Source organism: Pseudomonas sp. USHLN015 (genome assembly GCF_037153275.1).
GTDB lineage: Bacteria > Pseudomonadota > Gammaproteobacteria > Pseudomonadales > Pseudomonadaceae > Metapseudomonas > Metapseudomonas tohonis.
The window spans coordinates 369,373-391,825 of record NZ_JBBCKP010000002.1 but is presented as its reverse complement, the minus strand read 5'-3'; the positions used below and the strand labels follow the sequence as shown (position 1 = coordinate 391,825).

Below are 22,453 nucleotides of genomic sequence, written 5' to 3'. Positions count from 1 at the left end.
GAGGCGGCACCTCCCCCGTGCCGGGTGTTTCCGACAGGATCGGCAGCATCTCTGGGCCCACAAGAAAAAGGACTCGCCCATGGCCGCATACGAAATCCTCATCGCCGATGATCACCCGTTGTTCCGCAGTGCCTTGCACCAGGCCCTGACCCTCGGTCTCGGCCCGGATGTGCGGCTGGTCGAGGTGGCCAGCATCGCCGAACTCGAATCGCGCCTGGCTGAAAAGGCCGACTGGGACCTCGTCCTGCTCGACCTGAACATGCCCGGCGCCTACGGTTTCTCCGGCCTGGTGCTGTTGCGAGGGCAGTACCCGCAGATTCCCGTGGTGATGATTTCCGCCCAGGAAGAGGCGGCCGTGGTGGTCCGCTCCCGCGAATTCGGCGCCAGCGGTTTCATCCCCAAGTCCAGCCCCCTGGAAGTGATCCAGAGCGCCGTGCGCGCGGTGCTCGATGGGGATGCCTGGTGGCCGCCGCAGGTGGAGGAAAGCGTTGCGGTTTCCGCCGAGGCCAAGGCGGCCAGCGCCGGCCTCGCCAGCCTGACCCCGCAGCAGTTCCGCGTCTTGACCATGGTCTGCGAGGGCTTGCTGAACAAGCAGATCGCCTTCGAGCTCAGCGTGTCCGAGGCTACCGTCAAGGCCCACGTCACCGCGATCTTCCGCAAGCTCGGCGTGCGCACCCGCACCCAGGCCGCATTGCTGTTGCAACAGATGGAATCGATTCCCTCGGCCTGAGCCGGCGGTTTTCACGCAAATTTGATTCGTCGCGGGTTAGCCTGCGGCCTCCTTACCAAGCAGTCCCGCCTCTATGTCATCGCCATTCAAGGGCCAGACCGGCCTCAAGCGTATCCTCAATGCCGCCGGCTATTCCCTGGACGGCATGCGCGCTGCCTTCACCGGCGAAGCCGCGTTCCGCCAGCTGGTGCTGCTCAACGCCGTGCTGATCCCCGTCACCTTCTTCCTCGACGTCAGCCGTGGCGAGCGTGCGCTGATGATCGCCGCGTGCCTGCTGGCGCTGATCGTCGAGCTGCTCAATTCGGCGGTGGAGGCGGCCATCGACCGCATCTCCCTGGATCGCCACCCACTGTCGAAGAGCGCCAAGGACATGGGCAGCGCTGCCCAGTTCGTCGCCCTGAGCCTGATCGCCGCCGTCTGGGCCACCATCCTCCTGGGTTGATCAGGCGATCGATGGCAGCACGATCTGGTCGCTGCGTTGCACGCCCGCCGTCAGTTCGCGGCACTGGTCGAGGAATTCACGCATCGCCGCGGTCTGGTACTTCTGCCGGTGCCAGATGAAGTAGAACTGCCGGCGCAGGTCGATCCCCGGCGTCTCCAGCGGCACCAGGCTGCCCCGGCGGAAGGCGTCGCGCAGCGCCAGCCGCGAGATGCAGCTGATACCCAGCCCCGACTCCACGGCACGCTTGATCGCTTCGGTGTGCTCCAGCTCCAGGCGGATGTTCAGCGGGGTGGGGTGGTGACGCATGGCCTGGTCGAAGGTCAGGCGCGTGCCGGAGCCCTGCTCGCGGAGGATCCAGGCCTCGCGGCTGAGTTCCTCCAGCGAGGCCTGGCCGCTCTCGGCCAGGCGATGGCCGGGGGCGCAGAACACCACGAGTTCGTCCTCCACCCAAGGCAGGACCTCGATATCCGGATGCTGGCAATCGCCTTCGATTAGACCCAGATCAAGTTCGTAGTGGGCGATCTGCTGGACGATATTCATCGTGTTCTGCACATGCAGCCTCACCTGGCACTCCGGGTGGCGTTGCATGAAGCTGCCGATCAGCAGCGTCGCCAGGTAATTGCCCACCGTGAGCGTGGCGCCGACCGCGAGGGAGCCGAAGCCGCTCTTGCCGTTGAGCAGCGCCTCGATCTCCCGGGCCTGGTCCAGCAGCCCCACGGCCTGGGGCAGCAACTGGTGGCCCAGGGCGTTGAGGCTGAGGCGCTTGCCGACGCGATCGAACAGCTGGCAGCCGGATTGCCGCTCCAGCTCGGTCAGCGAGGTGCTTGCAGCGGACTGCGACAGCGACAGCGATTCGGCGGCACGGGAAACGCTGCCCTGCTGGGCGACACTGACGAATACCTGGAGTTGACGGAGTGTGAATCGCATATCGATATAACCGATAACCTATATCTTGATAATCCAGTTAACAGATATTGTGGCTATCAATACAATGTCGCGCAATTGCGCCCCGAGGCGCTGGCGACATCCAAATTTTCGGAGCCCCCGTAAATGAGCAACATGAACTCCGAGCGCGTCCTCAGCGTTCACCACTGGAACGACACGCTGTTCAGCTTCAAGTGCACCCGCGACCCGGGCCTGCGCTTCGAGAACGGCCAGTTCGTCATGATCGGCCTGCAGCAGCCCAACGGCCGCCCGCTCATGCGTGCGTATTCCATCGCCAGCCCCAACTGGGAAGAGCACCTGGAGTTCTTCAGCATCAAGGTGCCGGACGGCCCGCTGACCTCCCAGCTGCAGCACCTGAAGGAAGGCGACGAGATCATCATCAGCAAGAAGCCCACCGGCACGCTGGTGCTCGACGACCTCAACCCCGGCAAGCACCTGTACCTGCTGAGCACCGGCACCGGCCTCGCGCCCTTCATGAGCGTGATCCAGGACCCGGAGACCTACGAGCGCTTCGAGAAGGTGATCCTGGTCCACGGCGTGCGCTACGTGAACGAAGTCGCCTACCGCGAGTTCATCACCGAGCACTTGCCGCAGAACGAGTTCTTCGGCGAAGCACTGCGTGACAAGCTGATCTACTACCCCACCGTCACCCGCGAGCCCTTCGAGAACCAGGGCCGCCTGACCGACCTGATGCGCAGCGGCAAGCTGTTCACCGACATCGGCCTGCCGCCGATCAACCCGCAGGACGACCGCGCGATGATCTGCGGCAGCCCGAGCATGCTCGACGAGACCAGCCAGGTCCTCGACAGCTTCGGCCTGAAGATCTCCCCGCGCATGCGCGAGCCCGGCGACTACCTGATCGAGCGTGCGTTCGTCGAGAAGTAAGCGCTGCCAGCTTCATGAGAAAGCCCGCCGATTGGCGGGCTTTTTCGTTTCGGCGATCCGGTCGTCATCCCGCGGACGCGGGGACCTACCGAATACGGTCAGAGCGGCGAGCCGAAGCGCTGTCCGGAGATCGCCGGGTGGTAGATCGGCTGGATCTTGTTACCCGCCGGGTCCAGCACGTGGAAGCTGTGGGCGCCGTCGCCATGGGCGAAGGGGCGGTCGAGCAGGGTCACGCCGCTGGCCTTGAGGTAGTCGTACCAGGCGCCTAGCTCCTCCGGGCTGTCCACCACGAAGCCGTAGTGGTCCACCGCCTGCACGCCGCTGCTGGGCACGTCGGAGCGGCCCAGGGAAAGGTTGTCGTTGCCGCAGGTGAGGTAGACCAGGTCTTCGTTGGCACGGTTGAGCACCTGCATCCCCAGGATGTCCACGTAGAAGCGCTCGCACTCCTCGAGGTTGGGGACCACGATCGCCAGGTGGCGAAGACCATTGAGGCGGCTCGGACGGACAGGCATGAGCAGGATTCCTTTTTTGTATACAATTTCATGGAAATATAAAACAAAAGGAATCCAACGTGTATTGTCTTCTGCTCAAGACCCAGCTCAAGCCAGGCAGCCTTGACGCCTTCATGGATGCCATGCGCGTCAACGCCGCCGCCTCCGTGCGTGATGAGCCGGGCTGCCTGGTGTTCGATGTAGTGCGGGATCGCAGCGACCCGGACTTGGTATGGCTTTACGAGGTCTACACCGACGAGGCGGCCTTCGACGCGCATATGGAGACACCGCACTTTCTCGCCAGCCGCCCGCTGGTGAACCCGCTGATCGTCCAGCAGGACGTCATCGAGGCGGATGTGCTGGCGCTCAACGCGGCCCGTTAGGGGGCGTTCAGGCCGAAGGGCTGATTTCCAGCACGCGGATCAGCCCCGGGCGCGGGTAGTGCCAGCGCACGTCCAGGTCCCATAGGCGCGCACCGTAGCGGCGTTCCGGCTCCGGCTGCTGGTAGGCCGGGCGCGGGTCCTGGGCCAGGCACTGCTCGATCAGCTCCACCAGCGGCTCGCCCAGGCGCAGAGCGTGTTCGCGGGCCAGCACCAGCGCACCTTCCACCCACACCACCGGTATCGGCTCCGGCGCCGCCTCGGCGATGCGGTTGGTCGCGCCGTCCTGGCGGTCGACGTAGGGGACATAGGGCTTGATGTCCAGGACCGGGGTGCCGTCCAGCAGGTCGATGCCCGAGAGCCAGAGGCGACCGGGCTCGACCTTGTCCAGCTTCACCACCGACTGGCCGATGCCGTTGGGCCTGTGGGTCGAGCGCGTGGCGAACACCCCGAGCGAACGGTTGCCGCCCAACCTGGGCGGGCGCACCTTCAGGCGCGGCTTGTCTTCCAGCGCCTGGTGGAAGAGGAACAGCAGCCAGACGTGGCTGACCTCCTCCAGCCCCTGCACGGCATCGCCGCTGTCGAAGGGCGACAGCAGTTCCAGCACGCCACGCGCGGCGGGCGCCAGGTGCGGCTGGCGGGGGATGGCGAATTTTTCCTTGAAGCAGGAGCGAACGATGCCCACGGGCGAGACGGAATGCGGCATGACGATGGGCTCAGCGGCTGCGGATCGGAGCGTCGAGGGGGACCCGGCAACCGGCGTCGCGATAGGGCCCGCTGTGGCGCAGCCAGCCTTCGCCAGGTTGCACCTGGGCGCAGCTGTAGCGGCCATCCTGCTTGCTCTGCCAGAGGTAGAACGGCGCCGGCGCGGCGAAGGCCGGGGCGACGAGGGCGAGCGAAAGGAGCAGGGTGAACAGGCGCATGGTGCGGGTATCCGGGGCGGTGGCGCGGCTACCCTAGCGCCCCGGTGGCGCCTTGCGCAAGCCGCCGTTGCCCGGCGGCCTGCGCAGTGTCGTCAGAGGTGGAAGCCGCCGTCGATGGGGATGATGTTGCCGGTCATGTAGGCGCCGGCGGTGCTGGCCAGGCTCAGGGCCAGGGCCGACATCTCTTCCGCGCGGCCCCAGCGCTTCATGGGGATATGCGCGACGTCGGCGGCCAGGGCCTCGCTGTCGTTGGCGATGAACTGGGTCATCTTGCTGGGGAAGCGGCCGGGGGCGATCACGTTGACGTTGATATGGTCGGCCACCAGCTCCTTGGCCAGCATGCGCGAGAGCTGGTGCAGCGCCGCCTTGCTCGGGCCGTAGGCGTAGGCCTGTTCGCCCAGGGAGCTGATGCCGGCCACCGAGCCGATGTTGATCACCCGCGCCGGGCTCTGCGCGCTGCCGGCCTTGCGCAGCAACGGCAGCAGTTGCTGGATGCAGCTGAACACCGAGGTGACGTTGAGCTGCATGACCTTTTCCCAGCCCTTGACCGGGTAGCTTTCCAGGGGGGCACCCCATGTGGTGCCGGCGTTGTTGACCAGGATGTCGAGGTGCTCGATGCGCCCGGCCAGCTCGTTTGCCAGGGCCTTGGCGCCTTCCTCGCTGGAGAGGTCGGCGGCCAGGCCGATGCACTCGCCGTAGGCGGAAAGCTCGGCCGCGGTCTCGGCGCAGGCCTCGGCGTTGCGGGCACAGATGAACACGCGGGCGCCGGCTTCGAGGAAGCCCTGGGCGATCATCCTGCCGATGCCGCGGGTGCCGCCGGTCACCAGGGCGGTGCGGCCCTGGAGGCTGAAGTAGTGATGCATGGAAACCTCGTCGCTGATCGGGTGAGGTCGATACCCTAGCCTGGCGCCGCCTCACGCGGCGGCATTATCGAGGGGCGGAATGCGCCGGCATTCCGCCGTTTCGCCTCATTCCGCCTTCTGGCTCTCGGCGAGCGCGACGTCCTTGGCCCTGGCCCGTTGCACCGCGGGGCGGGCGAGGAAGCGCTCGACGTAGGCGCGGAACACGGGCCGCTCGGGGATCAGGCCGAAGGCCATGGTCCAGTTCAGCGCGGTGCCCCAGAGCACGTCGGCGACGCTGTAGCTGTCTCCCAGCATCCAGGTCCGCCCTTGCAGGTGCTCGGCCAGGGTATCGAGCACGGTGGCGAAATCGCCGTAGGGCGAGCGGGAGGGCTCAACGGGCGCGCGTTGCAGCGCGTGGTCCACCACCGCCGGTTCGAAGCAGGTGCCGGAGAACACCATCCAGCGCAGGAAGGTACCGCGCTGCGGGCTGTCCAGCGACGGCGTGAGCCCGGCATCGGCATACAGGTCGGCGAGATACAGGTAGACCGCGACCTGCTCGGTGATGATGGTTTCCCCATGGCGGAGGGCCGGCACCTTGCCCATCGGGTTGATCGCCAGGTAGGCGGGCTGTCGCTGCTCGCCCTTGTGCATGTTCATCAGGTGCAGGTCGTAATCGGCGCCCAGCTCCTCCAGCAGGGTGAGGACGCCGGAGGAGCGGGTGTGCGGGCAGTGGAAGAGGGTGACGTGGCGGCTCATGGCAGGTCTCGCGATCAGTAGAGGTGGGCGTAGCCGTATTGCGGGCCGATCCCCAGGCTGGGTTTCATGCCCAGTTCGATGATGTGCACCTGCACGTCGGTGAAGGTCTGCTTGAAGGCGTTGATGCTGTAGGGCACGCAGGTGCCGCAGCAGTCGATCTCGCTGACCAGGGTCACGTCGGTGAGGTGGCCGATGAAGCCCGGGCGCCCATGGATGTAGTTGATCAGCCGGGGCTCGGTGTGGAACTGGCCCATGCCGCCGCAGGCGAAGGTGCGGATATGGGTCGCCACGTCCGGTACGAATTCCACGCCCCACTCGTGCACCAGCTTGTTAAGCGCCGTCTTGCTGAAGGAGCTCATGGCCGAGAAGGAGAACAGGTTCAGCGGCGGGGCGTTGTTGAAGGTGCAGTGGGCGATGCACAGGTTGTGGGCCTCGGGGTCGAAGTTCGAGAGCTTCTGGTTCTTCTCGAAGGACTCGTTGACGGCGTAGCGCAGGGTGGCGATCAGCTCGTGGGCGTCCTGGTGGTTCATCTTCGGCATATGGGTCTTCCTTGGTCGAGAGCTTCCTGTATAGGCCAGTCTCGCCGGGGTGCAAGGTCGAGCCGACAGCGGGCGCCAGCCAATGCCAACCACATCCCACCGCCGCCCGGACTTCAGCCCGGTTTCCGCCATCCATGAAAAAGCCCCGCATCGGCGGGGCTTCTTCATGGCTCAGGGCTGGCTCAGACGCGCTCGGCCCAGAGGTCGTACTCGTCGGCATCGACCACGCGGACCATCACCTTGTCGCCTGGCTTCAGGTCGGTGCTGTCGATGAACACGCTGCCGTCGATCTCCGGGGCATCGGCGAAGGAGCGGCCGACCGCGCCTTGCTCGTCCACTTCGTCGATCAGCACTTCGATCTCCTTGCCGATCTTCAGCTGCAGGCGCTCGGCGGAGATCGCCTGCTGGTGCGCCATGAAGCGCTCCCAGCGCTCCTGCTTGATGTCGTCCGGCACCGGCTCCAGGCCCAGGTCGTTGGCCGGGGCGCCTTCGACCGGGGAGTACTGGAAGCAGCCGACGCGATCCAGCTGGGCTTCGCTCAGCCAGTCGAGCAGGTACTGGAAGTCTTCCTCGGTCTCGCCGGGGAAGCCGACGATGAAGGTGGAGCGGATGGTCAGCTCGGGGCAGATCTCGCGCCACTTCTTGATGCGCGCCAGGGTCTTGTCCTCGAAGGCCGGGCGCTTCATGGCCTTGAGCACCTTCGGGCTGGCGTGCTGGAAGGGGATGTCCAGGTAGGGCAGCAGCTTGCCGGCGGCCATCAGTGGGATCACGTCGTCGACGTTCGGGTACGGGTAGACGTAGTGCAGGCGCACCCACACGCCCATGCTCGACAGCGCCTGGCACAGCTCCAGCATGCGGGTCTTCACCGGCTGGCCGTTCCAGAAGTCGGTCTTGTACTTGACGTCGACGCCGTAGGCGCTGGTGTCCTGGGAGATCACCAGCAGCTCCTTCACACCGGCCTTGACCAGGCGCTCGGCTTCGCTCAGCACGTCACCCACCGGGCGGCTGACCAGCTTGCCGCGCATGGACGGGATGATGCAGAAGCTGCAGGTGTGGTTGCAGCCTTCGGAAATCTTCAGGTACGCGTAGTGGCGGGGGGTCAGCTTGATGCCTTGCGGCGGCACCAGGTCGATCAGCGGGTTGTGCTCGGCTTTCGGCGGGACCACCTCGTGCACTGCGTTGACCACCTGCTCGTACTGCTGCGGGCCGGTGACGGCTAGCACGCTGGGGTGCACGTTGCGGATGCTGTCCTCGGCCACGCCCATGCAGCCGGTGACGATGACCTTGCCGTTCTCGGCGATGGCTTCACCGATCACGTCCAGGGACTCGGCCTTGGCGCTGTCGATGAAGCCGCAGGTGTTGACCACCACGACGTCGGCATCCTGGTAGGTCGGGACGATTTCGTACCCTTCCATGCGCAGCTGGGTAAGGATGCGTTCGGAGTCGACCGTGGCTTTTGGGCAACCAAGGGATACGAAACCGACTTTGGGCGTTGCGGTGGACATTGGCGACTAACCTCGAAGGGCACCTCGCTGGGTGCCTCTGATCAAAAAGTGCGCAATTCTAGCGGCAGCCCGCGCACTTGACCAGCTTCTTTGGGACAAGCTGTCGCAGGCCGGTCAAGGCTCGTGATACCCGGTAATTGTAGGGGGCAGGCTCTATAGTCAGTCAGGACGACACCGCCCGACTCTTGCATCGACGAATGGGTCGGAGCAGGATGCGCGGAATTTTTTCGAGGAATCTTGTTACATGTCCGATGCAAGCGCCGGCACCGTTGAGCATGAGCAGCCCCATTCCAGCTCCGCGATCGGCCTGATGGCAGGCGCCGTGGGCGTCTGCTATGGCGATATCGGCACCAGCCCCCTGTACACCCTGAAGGAGGTCTTCATCGGCGGTTATGGCGTGCAGGCCAACCACGATGGCGTGCTCGGCGTGCTGTCGCTGATCTTCTGGTCGCTGATCTGGGTGGTGTCGATCAAGTACGTGATCTTCGTGCTGCGCGCCGACAACCAGGGCGAGGGCGGGGTGATGGCGCTGTCCGCGCTGGCCCGCCGTGCCGCCACCGGGCGCCGTCGCCTGCAGGCGATGGTGGTGATCGCCGGCCTTATCGGCGCTGCGCTGTTCTACGGCGACAGCATGATCACCCCGGCGATCTCGGTGCTTTCCGCCATCGAGGGCCTGGAGATCGCCTTCGACGGCCTGGAGCACTGGGTGGTGCCGATGTCGCTGGTGGTGCTGGTCGGCCTGTTCCTCATCCAGAAGCATGGCACGGCGCGTATCGGCATCCTGTTCGGCCCGGTGATGGTGGCCTGGTTCCTCGCCCTCGCGGCCCTGGGCATCTATGGCGTATCGCAGGAGCCGGAAGTGCTCAAGGCGATGAGCCCGACCTGGGCGATCAATTTCTTCGTCTCCCACCCCGGCATAGGCGTCGCCATCCTCGGCGCCACGGTGCTGGCGCTGACCGGTGCCGAGGCGTTGTACGCCGACATGGGCCACTTCGGCCGCAAGCCCATCGCCCGCGCCTGGTTCGCCCTGGTGCTGCCGGCGCTGGTGCTGAACTACTTCGGCCAGGGCGCGACCATCCTGGTCAACCCGGAGGCTGCACGTAACCCCTTCTACCTGACGGCCCCCGGATGGGCCCTGCTGCCGATGGTGGCGCTGTCCACGGCGGCGACCGTCATCGCCTCCCAAGCGGTGATTTCGGGCGCCTTCTCGCTGACCCGCCAGGCGATCCAGCTCGGCTACGTGCCGCGCATGTTCATCCAGCACACCTCCAGCCAGGAGCAGGGGCAGATCTACATCCCGGCGGTGAATTGGGCGCTGATGGTCGGCGTGGTGCTGCTGGTGCTGGGCTTCGAGTCCTCGGCGGCGCTGGCCTCGGCCTATGGCGTGGCGGTGACCGGCACCATGCTGATGACCACCCTGCTGATGGGCGTGGTGATCTGGCTGCTATGGAAATGGCCGCTGTGGCTGGTCGTCCCGTTCTTCCTGCTGATGCTGCTGGTGGATGCGCTGTTCTTCGCCGCCAACCTGCCCAAGGTGGTCCAGGGCGGCGCCTTCCCGGTCATCGCCGGCCTCGCGCTGTTCATCCTGATGACCACCTGGAAGCGGGGTCGCCAGTTGTTGGTGGATCGTCTCGACGAGGGTTCGCTGCCCCTGCCGCTGTTCATCGCCAGCATTCGCTCGCAGCCACCGCACCGCGTGCAGGGCACCGCCGTGTTCCTCACCGCGCGCTCCGATGCCGTGCCCCACGCGCTGTTGCACAACCTGCTGCACAACCAGGTGCTGCACGAGCAGGTGGTCCTGCTCACCGTGGTCAACGAAGACAGCCCGAGGGTTCCTCCGGAGCGACGCTTCGAGGTGGACGCCTATGGCGAGGGCTTCTTCCGCGTGGTGCTGCACTTCGGCTTCATCGAGGACCCGGACATCCCCCAGGCCCTGAAGCTGTGTCACCTCAACGACCTGGATTTCAGCCCCATGCGCACCACCTACTTCCTCAGCCGCGAGACGGTGATCCCGTCCAAGCTGATCGGCATGGCGCGCTGGCGCGAGGCCCTGTTCGCCTTCCTGCTGAAGAACGCCAACGGCAACCTGCGCTACTTCAACCTGCCGCTCAACCGCGTGATCGAGCTCGGCACCCAGGTAGAGATCTAGCCGCCGACGGGGTTCGCCACGACGAAAGAAGCCCGGGCATGCCCGGGCTTTTTCATGGATGGGATCAGCCTGCGGGCCGTGCTCGGGCCCCCAGGGCAGGACTCAATTCCGCCCCGGCAGCATGCGCCGCACGGTGTCGTCCTTGCTGATGAAGTGGTGGAACAAGGCCGCCGCCGCATGCAGGCCGATCAGCCAGTAGCCGAGCACGGCCACGGTCTCGTGCACCTCCTTGATCTGCCCGGCGAGGTCGGGATTCTTGTCGATCAGCGGCGGCAGCTCGAAACCGAAGAAGGGGATCGGCTTGCCGGCAGCGCTGAGGATCAGCCAGCCCGCCAGCGGCAGGCCCAGCATCAGGCCGTACAGCGCCAGGTGCGCGAGCTTGGCCAGGGCGTTCTGCCAGGCCGGCGGGTTCGGGGTGATCGGCGGGGTGGGTGAGAGGAAGCGTGCGGCGATGCGCACCAGTACTAGGGCGAACACCGAGAGGCCCAGCATGAAGTGCCATTGCTTGAGCAGTTCGCGGGTTTCGCTGCCCTTGGGAAAATTGCCCTTCAGCTCGATGGTGGCGTAGACGGCGGCGATCAGCAGCAGCATCAACCAATGCAGTGCGATTGAGAGTTTCCCGTAGCGGGACGTTGGGGTGGTCATCACGGCTCCTTGTTGTCCCGCATCGTAGCGGCGGGCTTGTCCCCAGTTTAGCGGCCGTGGCTTAAGTGAAAATGAAGCAGATCAAGCGTCGTGCTGCCCGCTACCTGGCGGGTAGCGGGCAGGCGGCGTCATGGGGCGGGCTGGCGCTTGGCGATGGCGGCGACCAGGCGCTGCGCCAGGGCGGGGTAGTTTTCGTCGTAGTGGTGGCCGCCGGGCAGCGCCAGCACTTCGCCTGGGGCGCCGGGCTGGGTGCAGCCGCTCTCGCTGGCCTCTTCCTTGCCATAGACGCAGAGCACCTTCTCGGCCGGCAGCTTGATCAGTTCAGGGCCGGTGGGTGCTTCCTGGCCGGCCTTGCCAAGCCAGCCCTGTACCTCGATCTCGAAGCTACCACTGCGCGCCAGCGCCAGCAGGAGGACGGCGTCCACCTGCTGCTGGTCGGCCTTGGGCAGGCGGTTGTAGAAGGCCGGCAGCACATCGGCACCGAAGGAGTAGCCCGCCAGCACGAAGCGCTGGGCCCCCCACTTCTCGCGGTACTGCTTCATCAGGCGGCTGAGGTCGGCGGCGCCCTGCTCGGGGCTCTTGTGCTGCCAGAAGTAGCGCAGCGCATCGATGCCGACCACCGAGTGGTCGCGCTTGGCCATTTCCTCGGCCACGGCGCGGTCCAGGTCACGCCAGCCGCCGTCGCCGGAATAGAACAGGGTGACGGTGGAGGAGGGCTTGGCGGCGGGCACCTCGACCACCGGCATCGGCGTGCCTTCGCCTTGCAGCAAGGCGCGCAACTGCTCGTCGAGCAACTGGGGCAGGGTGGTGTCGTAGTCGCTGATGCTGGTGTCGGCGTTGGCCTGGTCCCGGGCGAAGGCGGCACTGGGGTCGTCCGGGTTGTCGTTCCAGGCGATGGTCCAGTGGCCGTGGGGGGCGGCCTTGGGCAGCGGGGTCGGGCAGTCGGCGTGTTCCAGGCTGAAGTCGATGGACAGGGCGCGTGCCTCGTCCTTGTCCTGGCCGGCCAGCCACCGCCAGGCGAAGGCGGCTCCCGGGCCTATGCCCGCCACCAGGGTGGGTTCGCCCTGGAGCAGCTCCCGCGCGTTCTGGAGCAGGTGCTGCTGGGCATCGCAATCATTGGCCGGCAGGGCGAGCTGGACGATGCGCGCCGCACCGTCGTGGGCCAGGGCCAGCAGTTCGGCTTCCTTCAGTTGCTGGTCGCGATCCACCAGGACCAGTACCCGCGCCTTGGCGTCCGCCGGTGGGCTCGCCAGCGTCGCGGAGCTGCCATCCGCCAGGCGCTTCTGCTCGACCCTGGCCTGGGGCGCGGGGCGGCTCCAGAGCAGCAGGCCGATGCCGATGGCGAAGAGGACGGCGACGACCAGGATGCGCTTCCAGTTGCGTTTGAGCATGGTTCCCTCAGCGTTTGACCAGTCCGGTGAAGCCGCCGGCGATGAGCGCGGCGGTATCGGCCAGCGCCACCAGCGGGTCGAGGCCCGCAGGCACCGCCATGTAGCGCGGCTCCCACTCGGGCTGGAACTTGTCCTTGAAGCGGCGCAGGCCCTGGAAGTTGTAGAACTGCTCGCCACGGCGGAACACCAGGGCTCCCAGGCGCTGGGTCAGTGGCGCGCCACGGCGCGGCTGCAGGCCGGCCAGGGGCACCATGCCGAGGCTGAAGCGCTCGTGCCCGCGCTCCTTGAAGTGCAGCAGCAGGTTGAGCATGAGGAACTCCATGGTCAGCTTGGGTGCCTCGGGGTGCACACGCATCAGGTCCAGGCTGGCCAGTTCGCTGCTCCTGGTCTCCAGCAGGTTGGCGAAGGCCATGGGCTTGCCTTCGAAGAAGACCACGGCGATGCGGAAGTGCTTGAGGTAGTCGGGGTCGAAACGGCCCAGGGAGAAGCCCTTCTCGCGCACCTGCTTGCCCTGCATCCAGGCTTCGGAGATGGCCCGCAGCGCATCCAGCGGCGCCAGCCCGGCGTCGAATATCTCCATCGACAGGCCGTCGCGCTGGCCCCGGCTGAGGGTGTAGCGCAGGTCCTTCATGGCCTTGTTCTTGGCTTCCAGGTCGAAGCGGCGCAGGTCGACCCGCGCCTCTTCGCCGAGCTTCAGGGCGCTGAGGCCGATATCCATGTAGTACGGCAGGTTCTCCGCACGTACCTGGTAGAACACTGGGCGCGCATGGTGCACGTCGCAGAGGTCGCGGAACTGCCAGATCAGCTCGGCACGGTGGTTGGCCTTGCCGATGGGGTCGAACAGCGCCACCAGGCTGCGCCCGCGGCGGGCGAACATCAGGAAGGCGTCCTCCTCGGGGTGGAACAGCAGCGCCTTGTCGCCGGTGAGCACCAGGCCGCCGTCGGGCTGGCCGGATGCCTTGACGATATCGGCGGCCTTGAGCAGTTCCTCCTCGGTGGGCTCGTGGATCACCAGGGGGACCGGCCGCAGCAGCCAGATCAGCGCCAGGCCCGCCAGCAGCAGGCCGCTGCCCAGGGTCGCACGTAGGGTGCGCGGGGCGTCGGCGTCCACGGCGAACTGCCAGAACAGTTCATGGCTGTAGGGCACGTCCTGGTAGGCGAAGAACATCAGCCACAGCGACGCGGCCAGTACGCAGGCGCTGGCGCCCAGGTTGACCGGCGAGAAAGGCATCTCCAGCAGGCGGCTGGGGCGATAGAAGGCATTGCGGAACATCGCCAGGAGGGTCGCGGTGAGCACCAGCAGGCTGGCCTCTTCCCAGTCGAAGCCCTTGAGCATCGACAGCCCGGCACCGGCGAGCAGCAGCACCACCGTCAGCGCCCAGGCTGCCGACAGGCGCCGGCGCAGGCCATGGGCGAGCAGCAGGCAGAGCACGCCCACCAGGCTGGCGGCCAGGTGCGAGGCGTCGATCAGGCGATGGGGGATGAGGAAACTCAGGTGCTCCAGGCGGGTGTCGATGGCCGGGGTGGCACCGGAGAACAGCAGCACCACGCCAGAGAGGAACACCATCAGCGACAGCACCGGCGCGGCCAGGCCGGAGGCGGCGCGCACCGCCTGGCGCCCGGCGGGCAGGAAGCGTTGCGCCTCGTTCGCCAGCAGCAGCAGGCAGGCGAGGATCAGCGGCAGGCCCACATAGATGAGGCGATAGAGCAGCAGGGCGGCGGCCAGGGGCGCTGCACCGAGTTGCCCCGCGAAGGCCGCCAGCAGCACGGCCTCGAACACGCCGACACCGCCCGGCACATGGCTGAGCACGCCGGCTGCCAGGGCCAGCAGGTAGACCAGCAAGAAGGCGCCCAGAGGCGGCGCTTCCGGCAGCAGTACATAGAGCACGGCAGCGGCGGCGCAGACGTCGACCAGGGTGATCACCAGCTGCAGTGCGGACAACTGCAGGCCCGGCAGGCGCAGGGTGCGGTGGCCGATGCGGATGTTCACGCAACCCGGTGTCGGCGCCACCGGCTCGCGCAGGCGCGACAGCCAGACCACGGCGATGACGGTGGCGGCGAGCACGGCGCTGGCGATGATCGCCACCAGGCTGGTGGAGATGCGCAAGGCCTGGGCGGCTGCGGGCAGGTCACTCAGCGCGGCCACGGCGGCCAGGGGGGGCAGGGCGCTGCCCAGGGCCAGGCTGGCGAACAGGGTGATGCGGGCGATATCGCCGGTGCCGACGTTGTCGCGGCTATAGAGGCGGTAGCGCACCGAGCCCCCGGTGATCACCGAGAGGCCGATGGCGTTGCCGATGCCCGTGGCGCAGAAACTGCCGAGGGCCATGCGCGGGAAGGGCAGCTTGACCCCGGCGAAGCGGCAGCCGGACCACTCGTAACCCATCAGCGCGATGAAGCCGATCGCCGTGGCGCCAATGGCCATCAGCAGGCTGGTGCCGGGTACATCACGCACGGCCGTGCGCAGCGCGTCGGGGTCGAGCTCGCGCAGCAGGTGCCAGCAGGCGACCAGGCCGATGGTGAACAGAAGAAGGGTGAAGGCCAGCCCGATGGGCTGTCGGTAGGCGCTTATGCGATCGAGCCAGCGCAGTTGCGCGGGTTCGTCCTGCAGCGTGGAATCGTCGGGGAGCGGATTTTCAACGGTGGGGTTGGCGCGCATCGAGCACCTCATGCAATGTGCGCCACAGGATGTGGGCAGCGCGGGCAAGTTCCAAGCCCTGTAATGCAATATTTTCCTTGGCGCATGGCCTGACTGAGGGGCGGGCGGCTTCAGCCTAAGAAAAGACGCCCAAACGAAAAAGGCCACTCTTTCGAGTGGCCTTTCCGTATTTGGTTGCGGGAGCTGGATTTGAACCAACGACCTTCGGGTTATGAGCCCGACGAGCTACCAGACTGCTCCATCCCGCGTCTGTGGGTCGGCATTCTAGCGATTTAATTCACCCTGTCAACGCCTGATTGAGAAAAAAGTGTTTTTTCTTCAGATGCTTAGCGTGATCCGGGTGGTCAGATAGTCCTCCAGCCCCTGCCGGGCGGGGTTCTTCAGGCTTTTCGGGGCGAGGTGCGCAGGTGCGGGAATGGGCCGGATGAACCTCGGGCCCGGAACGGGGAACCGGGCCCGAGGGCGGCAGGAGGTCCATTTCCTGGCCGCTGGACGAGCGTAACGGGGAGACGCTGTAGGAGAGTTCCAGACACCGGTAGGCTCGGGCTGATTCCGCCACGCGTCCGTTGTAGAGATTTGGGCCCCGGCGATACTGCTGCGCTTCAACGGGGTGCCGGTGGTGCCCCATCCGCGTTGGTCGCGCCTCGTTCCACGGGGCGTTTCGTTCCGGAGTTCCCATGACGCTCGATTCCTTCAGCCGCCTCGTCATCGAGCCGGCCCTGGCCCTGCTGCCCGATGAGATGAACAGCCCCGAGGCGCAGTTGATGCTGCTCGCCATCGCCTTGCAGGAAAGCGGCCTGGAGAAGCGCCCGTTGGTCACGGGCGGGCCTCACAGCTATTGGCAATCGGAGTCGCCCGATGAAATGGTCCACTTCGTCCTACGCTGCCCGGTGACCCGGGATGTCGCCGTCGAGGTATGCGACGCCCGCCAGGTGCCGCCGGTGGATGAGCGGGTTCGCGTTGCGCTGGGGCATGACGATACGCTCGCAGCCGCTTTCGCGCGGCTTTTGCTGTGGAGCGACCCGGCGCGTCTGCCTGCGCTCGATGAGGTGGAGGCGTCCTGGGACCTCTATATAAGGACCTGGCGCACCCCCGACCCACGGCCCGAGCTCTGGCCGGAGCATCACGCCCGGGCCGCCCAGGTCGTGAGCACATCCGGCCGCTGAAACCCGCCTGGCAAATCGGCTAGACTTGCCCGCCTCCCGTCCGTGGAGGCTCCCCCGGCGGCATCCGCCCGCCCGAGCGTGCTTCCTTCGCTCCACCGGTAACCAGGCGTCCATGAGTCAAAGGAAGATCATCCACATCGATTGCGACTGCTTCTATGCAGCCATCGAGATGCGCGACGACCCGTCGCTGGCCGGCCGTCCCCTGGCGGTCGGCGGCTCGGCGGACCGGCGCGGGGTGATCGCCACCTGCAACTACGAGGCGCGCGCCTATGGCGTGCGTTCGGCCATGTCGTCGCACCATGCGTTGAAGCTGTGCCCGGATTTGCTGATCGTGCGGCCGCGCTTCGACGCCTACCGCGAGGCATCGCGGGAGATCCACGCCATCCTTCGTGATTTCACCGAGATCATCGAGCCGCTGTCCCTCGACGAGGCCTATCTCGACGTATCCGCGAGCCAGCACTTCAGTGGCAGCGCCACGCGCATCGCCCAGGAGATCCGCCGGCGGGTGTGGCAGGAGCTGCGCATCACCGTTTCCGCCGGGGTGGCACCGAACAAGTTCCTGGCCAAGATAGCCAGCGACTGGCGCAAGCCCGACGGCCTCTTCGTGATCACGCCCGACCAGGTGGACGACTTCGTCGCCGAGCTGCCGGTGAGCAAGCTGCACGGCGTGGGCAAGGTGACGGCGGACAAGCTCGGCCGCCTGGGCGTGATCAGTTGCGCGGACCTGCGCGAATGGAGCCGCCTGGCCCTGGCTCGCGAGTTCGGCAGTTTCGGCGAGCGCCTCTACGGCCTGGCGCGTGGCATCGATGAGCGTGCGGTGCAGGTGGACAGTCGCCGCCAGTCCCTGAGCGTGGAGAACACCTACGACCAGGACCTGCCCGATCTCGCCGCCTGCCTGGCGCGCCTGCCGGAGCTGTTCGAGGAGTTGCAGCGGCGCCTGCAGCGGCTCGACTCCAGCTATAAGCCCGGCAAGCCCTTCGTGAAGCTGAAGTTCCACGACTTCTCCCAGACCACCCTGGAGCAGGCCGGCGCCGGGCGTGACCTGGATAGCTACAGGCTGTTGCTGGGCGCGGCGTTCGCCCGGGGTGACAAGCCGGTGCGGCTGATCGGCATCGGCGTGCGCCTGCAGGATCTGCAGGGCGTCGCCGAGCAGCTCAAGCTTTTCTGAAACTCAGCGTTCCGGCCACAGGCGCAGCGGCTTGCCTTCGGCGGGCCACAGGCGCAGTTGCTCGATCGCCGAGAAGTCCCAGCGCTGCACGCCCGGCAGGGCATCGAGGAAGCGCTGTTCCTGCTCCATCAAAGCCGGTGCGCACATCTTGCGGGTGCTGCCGACCGGACCGAAGCTGATCCTGTCGTCCTTCAGCTCGTAGGAGGCGAACCAGTGGTTGCAGCCGCCATTGCCATAGGCACGGCCGTCGCGGCCCAGGGTGATGGTCAGGTGGCTGTTGTCGATCAGCGGGCGTTCGCCGATCCACTCCACCTGATAGGTACGTTCGGTCTCGATGCTCGGGCCTTCGCTGGCGCAGCCCACCAGGGCCAGGGCGCCGACGGCGGCACTGATTGCGTTGCGGTTCATGGGGTCTCCTGACGGCATTTCGGGCAGAGGTGCTTGTCTTCCCTGTTCAACCAGCCCAGCTCGGCGATGCGGGCTTCCGCGGCCGGTGCCTGCGCGCTCTTGCCGAGGCTGGAGTCGACGGCGAACTCGAAGTCCAGGCGCTTGGCGCAGGCGTCGCAGTCCACGTGCCAGTTGAGGATGGACAGTTCCTTGAAGACCGGGCCCTTGGCCACCGCCAGCCACTGGCCGGGCGGGTTGATCAGGTGGCGGACCTTCTCCACCTCCAGGCGCATCGCCAGGTCGCGGCTGCCCTTGAGGGTGACGACCAGGGTGTCGCCATTCTGGATCGAGCCCCCGGTGCCGGTGACCTGATAGCGGCCCGGAGCGAGCGCACGGCACTCGCTGAGGGTGTGGGCGGGGTTGAGCAGGTTGTAACGGAAATCGTGTTCGGCCATAGGTCCTCCAGAAACGCCGCGCATCCTATCACGGCCTAGGCGTCGACCTGGTTGCACGGCCGCCCGGCGGCCCAGGCGGCGATGTTGTCCAGCGTGGTGCGGGCGATGGCCGCCAGCGCCTCGCGGGTGAGGAAGGCCTGGTGCGCCGTGACGATGACGTTGGGGAAGGTCAGCAGCCGGGCCAGCACGTCGTCCTGCAACGGCAGGTCGGAGCGGTCTTCGAAGAACAGGTTGGCCTCCTCTTCATAGACGTCCAGGCCCAGGTAGCCGAGCTGGCCGCTCTTCAGCGCCTCGATCAGCGCCGGGGTTTCCACCAGCGCGCCGCGGCCGGTGTTGATGAGCATCGCGCCGGGCTTCATGTGCTGCAGGCTGTCGGCGTTGATCAGGTAGCGGGTGGCGTCGTTGAGCGGGCAGTGCAGGCTGATGATGTCGCTCTCGGCGAGCAGCAGGTCCAGTGGCAGGTAGCGTGCCCCCATGGCTTCCACGGCCGGGTTGGGGAAGGGGTCGTAGGCCAGCAGCTGGCAGCCGAAGCCGGCCATGATGCGGGCGAAGGTCTCGCCGATCTGCCCGGTGCCGACCACGCCCACGCGTTTGCCCACCAGGTCGAAGCCGGTGAGGCCGTGCAGGCTGAAGTCGCCTTCGCGGGTGCGGTTGTAGGCGCGGTGAAGGCGCCGGTTGAGGGCGAGGATCAATGCCACCGCATGTTCGGCGACCGCGTGGGGTGAGTAGGCCGGCACCCGCACGACGGTGAGGCCGAGCGCGCGGGCTGCCGTGAGGTCGACGTGGTTGTAGCCGGCCGAGCGCAGGGCGATCAGGCGCGTGCCGCCCGCCACCAGGTGCTCCAGCACCGGCGCGGACAGGTCGTCGTTGATGAAGGCGCAGACCACGTCGAAGCCATTGGCCAGGGCCGTGGTGTCGAGGGTCAGCCGTGCCGGCTGGAAATGCAGCTCGATGCCTGCCGCGGCGCCGAGGAAGCTGTCGCGGTCATAGTTCTGGCTGCTGAAAAGAATGGTGCGCATGGGCTCTCCTTTTATTCCCCGGCCATTCTAGACCGCCGGGGAAGAGGCGCCCTGCATCAGGTCAGTTCAAGCGTTCACCCGCGTTTCCCCGGCCAGGCGGACGATGGCCACGTCGAGCTCGTCGAGCGCCTGGCGATAGGCCGGGTCGTTCTTCTTGAGCAGGGTTTCGCTGCGCTGGCAGGCCGCGCGCAACTGTGGCACGCCGCAATAGCGGGTGGCGCCGTGCAGGCGGTGGACGCGCTCCAGCAGGGTCGCGTGGTCGTCGCTGTCCAGCGCCTGGCGGATGGCCTGGCGGTCCGCTGCGAGGGAGGCCAGCAGCATCGCCAGCATGTCGGCGGCGAGATCGGCCTTGCCGGCGGCCAGGCGCAGGCCTTCCTCCGGGTCCAGCACGCTCGGTTCATCCTCGTTGGCCGGGTGCTCGGCGCCTCGCTCGGGGGCCGGGCTGTGCAGGACCAGGCCGGTCCACTTGAGCACCACCTGGGCCAGTTGGCGCTCGCCGATGGGCTTGGTCAGGTAGTCGTCCATGCCGCCTTGCAACAGGGCGCGTTTCTCGTTGGCCAGGGCGTGGGCGGTGAGGGCGACGATGGGCACCGGGCTCAATTCGCTGCCGGCTTCCAGGCGGCGGATTTCCTCGGTGGCCTGGCGCCCGTCCATGCCGGGCATTTGCACGTCCATGAGGATCAGGTCGAAGTTGTGCTGCTGCGCGGCCTCGACGGCGGCATAGCCACTGTCCACCGCGGTCACCTGGGCGCCCATGTCGCCGAGCAGGGTCTCGACCAGCAGCAGGTTGGCCGGGTTGTCGTCGACGCAGAGGATCTTCGGCGCGCGCGTGCTCTGTGGCTGCGGTGCCTCCAGGCGCGGCTGCTGGCGCGGACTGACCAGGCCGGTGAGGGCACGGTGCAGCTTGCGCGTGCACGCCGGCTTGGCCTGCAACTGGTTGTGCGAGTCGGGCAGCACCTGGTGATACAGCGCCTGCTCGGTGGTGGGGCAAAGCACCAGGCTCTTGCAGCCCAGCTGGTCCAGTTCCCAGATGTACTGGCTGAGGCGATCCGGCGGCAGGTCGCGGGCGGTCACGCCCATAACCGCGAAGCCGATGGCGCGGGTGCCGTTGCGCTGGGTCTCGACCGCCTCCAGCAAGGCCTCCAGGCTCGGGTAGTCCTGCACCTCCAGGCCGCAGTCCTCGAGCTGGTGGTGCAGCGCCTGGCGGGCCAGTTCCTGGGGCTCGAACACTGCGGCGTAGCGCCCGGCGAGCAGGGCCTTGGGCAGGTCGTCGGCGTCGTCGCGGGCCTTGGGCAGGCTGACGCTGATCCAGAACTCGGAGCCTTCGCCCGGGGTGCTGGCCACGCCTATCTCGCCGCCCATCTGCTCGATCAGGCGCTTGGAGATGACCAGCCCCAGGCCGGTGCCGCCGGCCTGGCGCGACAACGAGTTGTCGGCCTGGCTGAAGGCCTGGAACAGGGCGCGCAGGTCCTCGTCGGAAAGGCCGATGCCGGTGTCCTGCACGCTGATGCGCAGTTGCACCAGGTCGGCATCGCTGTCGTCCTCGAGCATCGCGCGCACGGCGATGGTGCCCTCGCGGGTGAACTTGATGGCGTTGCTCACCAGGTTGGTCAGCACCTGCTTGAGGCGCAGGGGGTCGCCCACCAGCTGCAGCGGGGTGTCGCGGTAGACCAGGCTGACCAGTTCCAGGCGCTTCTCGTGGGCGGCGGGGGCGAGGATGGTCAGGGTGTCCTGGATCAGGTCGCGCAGGTTGAAGGGGATGTTCTCCAGCACCAGCTTGCCGGCCTCGATCTTCGAGAAGTCGAGGATCTCGTTGATGATCCCCAGCAGGTTGTCGGCGGACTTCTCGATGGTCGACAGGTAGTCCTGCTGGCGCGGCGACAGCTCGCTCTTCTGCAGCAGGTTGGTGAAGCCGAGGATGCCGTTGAGCGGGGTGCGGATCTCGTGGCTCATGTTGGCGAGGAACTCGGACTTGATCCGGCTCGCCTCCAGGGCCTCCTTGCGCGCCAGGTCCAGCTCGATGTTCTGGATCTCGATGGTCTCCAGGTTCTGGCGGACGTCCTCGGTGGCCTGGTCGATGTTGTGCTGCAGTTCTTCCTGGGCGCTCTGCAGCGCCTCGGCCATGCGGTTGATGCCCCCGGCCAGCTCGTCCATCTCGTGGTTGCCGAGCTGCGGCAGGCGGGTTTCCAGGCGACCTTCCTTGAGCAGCGCGACGCCCTGCTTGATGCGCCGCAGCGGCTCGTTGATCTGGTGGCTCATGCGCAGGGCGAGCAGCGCGGTGACGGCGAGGCCGGCGGTGATCAGCAGCAGGCTGGCGAACAGGCTGCGATAGCCCTTGAGCAGCGTGCCGTGGTGCGACATCTCCAGCTCGACCCAGCCCAGCAGCTGGTCGTCGCCCAGCTTGGCGGTGTCGCCGGAAAGCACGCGGTGGCGTTCGAACACCGGCTGCATGAAGCGCGTTGCATCGGTGTTGCTGGTCAGGCTGAGGTGGCTGCCGTCGCTGTCGGGCGTGCCGTTGAGCATGCTCGGCCCGGCGTGGGCGAGGCGTGCGCGTTCCAGGCTGAGGAAGCTCACGGCGCGCACGTCGGGCTGGTCCAGCGCGTGGTCGGCGATGCGCTCCAGCAGCACCGCGTCGCCACGGACCAGGGCCGGCGCCGCCAGGGGGGCCAGTTGCTCGGCGATCATCTGGCCGCGCTGCAGCAGCTGCGCCTGCATGTCGGAAAGCTGCGCCCAGATGAAGTAGCCGCCCAGCACCAGGGCCAGCAGGCTGGTGGGCAGCAGGGTGAGCAGCAGAACGCGGCCCTTGATGCCTAGATCCTTGTACACGCTCGTTCCTTCGGTCAGTGAATGCCGGAAGTGTAGCGATTCGGCCGGTCGGAATCCTCCCGCTTATAGGCGGGAATCCAGGCGGTGATATGGGAATCCAGGCGGCGATTTGCCAGAATGCGACTCTATTAACGAATAATTCGCATTTGCTGG

22 protein-coding genes and 1 tRNA gene are annotated in these 22,453 nt (G+C 66.9%); 7 read left to right on the top strand and 16 right to left on the bottom strand.

Annotated features, from left to right (window positions below; genetic code table 11):
- Positions 1-79: 79 nt before the first annotated feature.
- Positions 80-730 (top strand): response regulator transcription factor ErdR, encoded by a 651-nt coding sequence (gene erdR / locus WFQ67_RS04970; RefSeq protein ID WP_111261750.1) that lies wholly within the window; start codon positions 80-82, stop codon positions 728-730.
- A 73-nt stretch (positions 731-803) separates the two neighbouring features.
- Entirely contained in the window at positions 804-1,172 is a 369-nt protein-coding gene (locus WFQ67_RS04965; protein WP_337056280.1) for a diacylglycerol kinase, read from the top strand.
- Here WFQ67_RS04965 and WFQ67_RS04960 read toward each other — a convergent pair whose 3' ends face one another.
- Entirely contained in the window at positions 1,173-2,099 is a 927-nt protein-coding gene (locus WFQ67_RS04960; protein WP_173171789.1) for a LysR family transcriptional regulator, read from the bottom strand.
- A 123-nt stretch (positions 2,100-2,222) separates the two neighbouring features.
- On the opposite strand from WFQ67_RS04960, the gene fpr reads away from it, so the two are divergent.
- On the top strand, positions 2,223-3,002 hold the full coding sequence (fpr, locus tag WFQ67_RS04955; RefSeq protein WP_111261748.1) for a ferredoxin-NADP reductase: 780 nt from the start codon (positions 2,223-2,225) through the stop codon (positions 3,000-3,002).
- A gap of 98 nt (positions 3,003-3,100) precedes the next feature.
- Here fpr and WFQ67_RS04950 read toward each other — a convergent pair whose 3' ends face one another.
- On the bottom strand, positions 3,101-3,514 hold the full coding sequence (locus tag WFQ67_RS04950) for a VOC family protein (RefSeq protein ID WP_337056279.1): 414 nt from the start codon (positions 3,512-3,514) through the stop codon (positions 3,101-3,103).
- A 59-nt stretch (positions 3,515-3,573) separates the two neighbouring features.
- Between WFQ67_RS04950 and WFQ67_RS04945 the strand changes: the two genes are divergently transcribed.
- The gene (locus WFQ67_RS04945) at positions 3,574-3,876 is read left to right on the top strand and encodes a putative quinol monooxygenase (protein WP_213625890.1); all 303 of its coding nucleotides are present in this window, start codon (positions 3,574-3,576) and stop codon (positions 3,874-3,876) included.
- A gap of 7 nt (positions 3,877-3,883) precedes the next feature.
- Here the strand turns inward: WFQ67_RS04945 and tsaA are convergent, their stop codons facing one another.
- The 6 genes from tsaA to rimO form a co-directional block, all read right to left on the bottom strand.
- Entirely contained in the window at positions 3,884-4,579 is a 696-nt protein-coding gene (gene tsaA / locus WFQ67_RS04940) for a tRNA (N6-threonylcarbamoyladenosine(37)-N6)-methyltransferase TrmO (RefSeq protein ID WP_213625889.1), read from the bottom strand.
- A gap of 10 nt (positions 4,580-4,589) precedes the next feature.
- Entirely contained in the window at positions 4,590-4,796 is a 207-nt protein-coding gene (locus tag WFQ67_RS04935) for a hypothetical protein (RefSeq protein ID WP_173171797.1), read from the bottom strand.
- 92 nt (positions 4,797-4,888) lie between these two features.
- Positions 4,889-5,659 carry an SDR family oxidoreductase gene (locus WFQ67_RS04930; RefSeq protein ID WP_213625888.1) on the bottom strand — a complete coding sequence of 257 codons (771 nt, stop codon included), beginning with the start codon at positions 5,657-5,659 and terminating at the stop codon, positions 4,889-4,891.
- Between the two features lie 105 nt (positions 5,660-5,764).
- Entirely contained in the window at positions 5,765-6,394 is a 630-nt protein-coding gene (locus WFQ67_RS04925; protein WP_213625887.1) for a glutathione S-transferase family protein, read from the bottom strand.
- 14 nt (positions 6,395-6,408) lie between these two features.
- On the bottom strand, positions 6,409-6,933 hold the full coding sequence (locus WFQ67_RS04920) for a hypothetical protein (protein WP_263150849.1): 525 nt from the start codon (positions 6,931-6,933) through the stop codon (positions 6,409-6,411).
- A gap of 182 nt (positions 6,934-7,115) precedes the next feature.
- Entirely contained in the window at positions 7,116-8,438 is a 1,323-nt protein-coding gene (rimO, locus tag WFQ67_RS04915) for a 30S ribosomal protein S12 methylthiotransferase RimO (RefSeq protein WP_213625885.1), read from the bottom strand.
- 244 nt (positions 8,439-8,682) lie between these two features.
- On the opposite strand from rimO, the gene WFQ67_RS04910 reads away from it, so the two are divergent.
- The gene (locus WFQ67_RS04910; protein WP_213625884.1) at positions 8,683-10,587 is read left to right on the top strand and encodes a potassium transporter Kup; all 1,905 of its coding nucleotides are present in this window, start codon (positions 8,683-8,685) and stop codon (positions 10,585-10,587) included.
- A 102-nt stretch (positions 10,588-10,689) separates the two neighbouring features.
- Here WFQ67_RS04910 and WFQ67_RS04905 read toward each other — a convergent pair whose 3' ends face one another.
- The 4 genes from WFQ67_RS04905 to WFQ67_RS04890 form a co-directional block, all read right to left on the bottom strand.
- Positions 10,690-11,232: a cytochrome b gene (locus WFQ67_RS04905; RefSeq protein WP_173171809.1), complete on the bottom strand. Its 543-nt coding sequence runs from the start codon at positions 11,230-11,232 to the stop codon at positions 10,690-10,692.
- A gap of 128 nt (positions 11,233-11,360) precedes the next feature.
- Positions 11,361-12,623, bottom strand: a complete 1,263-nt coding sequence (locus WFQ67_RS04900; RefSeq protein WP_337056278.1) for a virulence factor family protein — start codon at positions 12,621-12,623, stop codon at positions 11,361-11,363.
- A 7-nt stretch (positions 12,624-12,630) separates the two neighbouring features.
- Entirely contained in the window at positions 12,631-15,279 is a 2,649-nt protein-coding gene (mprF, locus tag WFQ67_RS04895) for a bifunctional lysylphosphatidylglycerol flippase/synthetase MprF (RefSeq protein ID WP_337056277.1), read from the bottom strand.
- A 171-nt stretch (positions 15,280-15,450) separates the two neighbouring features.
- Positions 15,451-15,527: transfer RNA gene (locus tag WFQ67_RS04890), tRNA-Met, on the bottom strand.
- Positions 15,528-15,956: 429 nt separating this feature from the next.
- Between WFQ67_RS04890 and WFQ67_RS04885 the strand changes: the two genes are divergently transcribed.
- Together WFQ67_RS04885 and dinB are read left to right on the top strand one after the other, a co-directional pair.
- Positions 15,957-16,445, top strand: a complete 489-nt coding sequence (locus WFQ67_RS04885) for a hypothetical protein (protein ID WP_213625881.1) — start codon at positions 15,957-15,959, stop codon at positions 16,443-16,445.
- Between the two features lie 112 nt (positions 16,446-16,557).
- A complete protein-coding gene (dinB, locus tag WFQ67_RS04880; protein WP_337056276.1) occupies positions 16,558-17,613 on the top strand; it encodes a DNA polymerase IV in 1,056 nt (351 codons plus the stop codon).
- Between the two features lie 3 nt (positions 17,614-17,616).
- On the opposite strand, the gene WFQ67_RS04875 is transcribed toward dinB, so the two are convergent.
- From WFQ67_RS04875 to WFQ67_RS04860, 4 genes are all read right to left on the bottom strand, one after another.
- Complete coding sequence (locus WFQ67_RS04875) at positions 17,617-18,021, bottom strand: META domain-containing protein (protein WP_213625879.1); 405 nt, start codon at positions 18,019-18,021, stop codon at positions 17,617-17,619.
- Positions 18,018-18,455 carry a hypothetical protein gene (locus tag WFQ67_RS04870; RefSeq protein WP_213625878.1) on the bottom strand — a complete coding sequence of 146 codons (438 nt, stop codon included), beginning with the start codon at positions 18,453-18,455 and terminating at the stop codon, positions 18,018-18,020. Before WFQ67_RS04870 ends, WFQ67_RS04875 begins: the two co-directional genes overlap by 4 nt.
- Positions 18,456-18,490: 35 nt before the next feature.
- Positions 18,491-19,474 (bottom strand): 2-hydroxyacid dehydrogenase, encoded by a 984-nt coding sequence (locus WFQ67_RS04865; RefSeq protein ID WP_213625877.1) that lies wholly within the window; start codon positions 19,472-19,474, stop codon positions 18,491-18,493.
- Positions 19,475-19,540: 66 nt separating this feature from the next.
- On the bottom strand, positions 19,541-22,300 hold the full coding sequence (locus WFQ67_RS04860) for a response regulator (RefSeq protein ID WP_213625876.1): 2,760 nt from the start codon (positions 22,298-22,300) through the stop codon (positions 19,541-19,543).
- Positions 22,301-22,453: the final 153 nt, after the last annotated feature.

Coding starts and splice junctions, on each gene's coding strand:
- WFQ67_RS04935 (WP_173171797.1), bottom strand. CDS start 4,796: ATGCGCCTGTTCACCCTGCTCCTTTCGCTCGCCCTCGTCGCCCCGGCC.
- mprF (WP_337056277.1), bottom strand. CDS start 15,279: ATGCGCGCCAACCCCACCGTTGAAAATCCGCTCCCCGACGATTCCACG.
- WFQ67_RS04910 (WP_213625884.1), top strand. CDS start 8,683: ATGTCCGATGCAAGCGCCGGCACCGTTGAGCATGAGCAGCCCCATTCC.
- WFQ67_RS04905 (WP_173171809.1), bottom strand. CDS start 11,232: ATGACCACCCCAACGTCCCGCTACGGGAAACTCTCAATCGCACTGCAT.
- tsaA (WP_213625889.1), bottom strand. CDS start 4,579: ATGCCGCATTCCGTCTCGCCCGTGGGCATCGTTCGCTCCTGCTTCAAG.
- erdR (WP_111261750.1), top strand. CDS start 80: ATGGCCGCATACGAAATCCTCATCGCCGATGATCACCCGTTGTTCCGC.
- WFQ67_RS04900 (WP_337056278.1), bottom strand. CDS start 12,623: ATGCTCAAACGCAACTGGAAGCGCATCCTGGTCGTCGCCGTCCTCTTC.
- WFQ67_RS04950 (WP_337056279.1), bottom strand. CDS start 3,514: ATGCCTGTCCGTCCGAGCCGCCTCAATGGTCTTCGCCACCTGGCGATC.
- WFQ67_RS04920 (WP_263150849.1), bottom strand. CDS start 6,933: ATGCCGAAGATGAACCACCAGGACGCCCACGAGCTGATCGCCACCCTG.
- WFQ67_RS04960 (WP_173171789.1), bottom strand. CDS start 2,099: ATGCGATTCACACTCCGTCAACTCCAGGTATTCGTCAGTGTCGCCCAG.
- dinB (WP_337056276.1), top strand. CDS start 16,558: ATGAGTCAAAGGAAGATCATCCACATCGATTGCGACTGCTTCTATGCA.
- WFQ67_RS04930 (WP_213625888.1), bottom strand. CDS start 5,659: ATGCATCACTACTTCAGCCTCCAGGGCCGCACCGCCCTGGTGACCGGC.
- WFQ67_RS04965 (WP_337056280.1), top strand. CDS start 804: ATGTCATCGCCATTCAAGGGCCAGACCGGCCTCAAGCGTATCCTCAAT.
- WFQ67_RS04865 (WP_213625877.1), bottom strand. CDS start 19,474: ATGCGCACCATTCTTTTCAGCAGCCAGAACTATGACCGCGACAGCTTC.
- WFQ67_RS04885 (WP_213625881.1), top strand. CDS start 15,957: ATGACGCTCGATTCCTTCAGCCGCCTCGTCATCGAGCCGGCCCTGGCC.
- WFQ67_RS04875 (WP_213625879.1), bottom strand. CDS start 18,021: ATGAACCGCAACGCAATCAGTGCCGCCGTCGGCGCCCTGGCCCTGGTG.
- fpr (WP_111261748.1), top strand. CDS start 2,223: ATGAGCAACATGAACTCCGAGCGCGTCCTCAGCGTTCACCACTGGAAC.
- rimO (WP_213625885.1), bottom strand. CDS start 8,438: ATGTCCACCGCAACGCCCAAAGTCGGTTTCGTATCCCTTGGTTGCCCA.
- WFQ67_RS04870 (WP_213625878.1), bottom strand. CDS start 18,455: ATGGCCGAACACGATTTCCGTTACAACCTGCTCAACCCCGCCCACACC.
- WFQ67_RS04925 (WP_213625887.1), bottom strand. CDS start 6,394: ATGAGCCGCCACGTCACCCTCTTCCACTGCCCGCACACCCGCTCCTCC.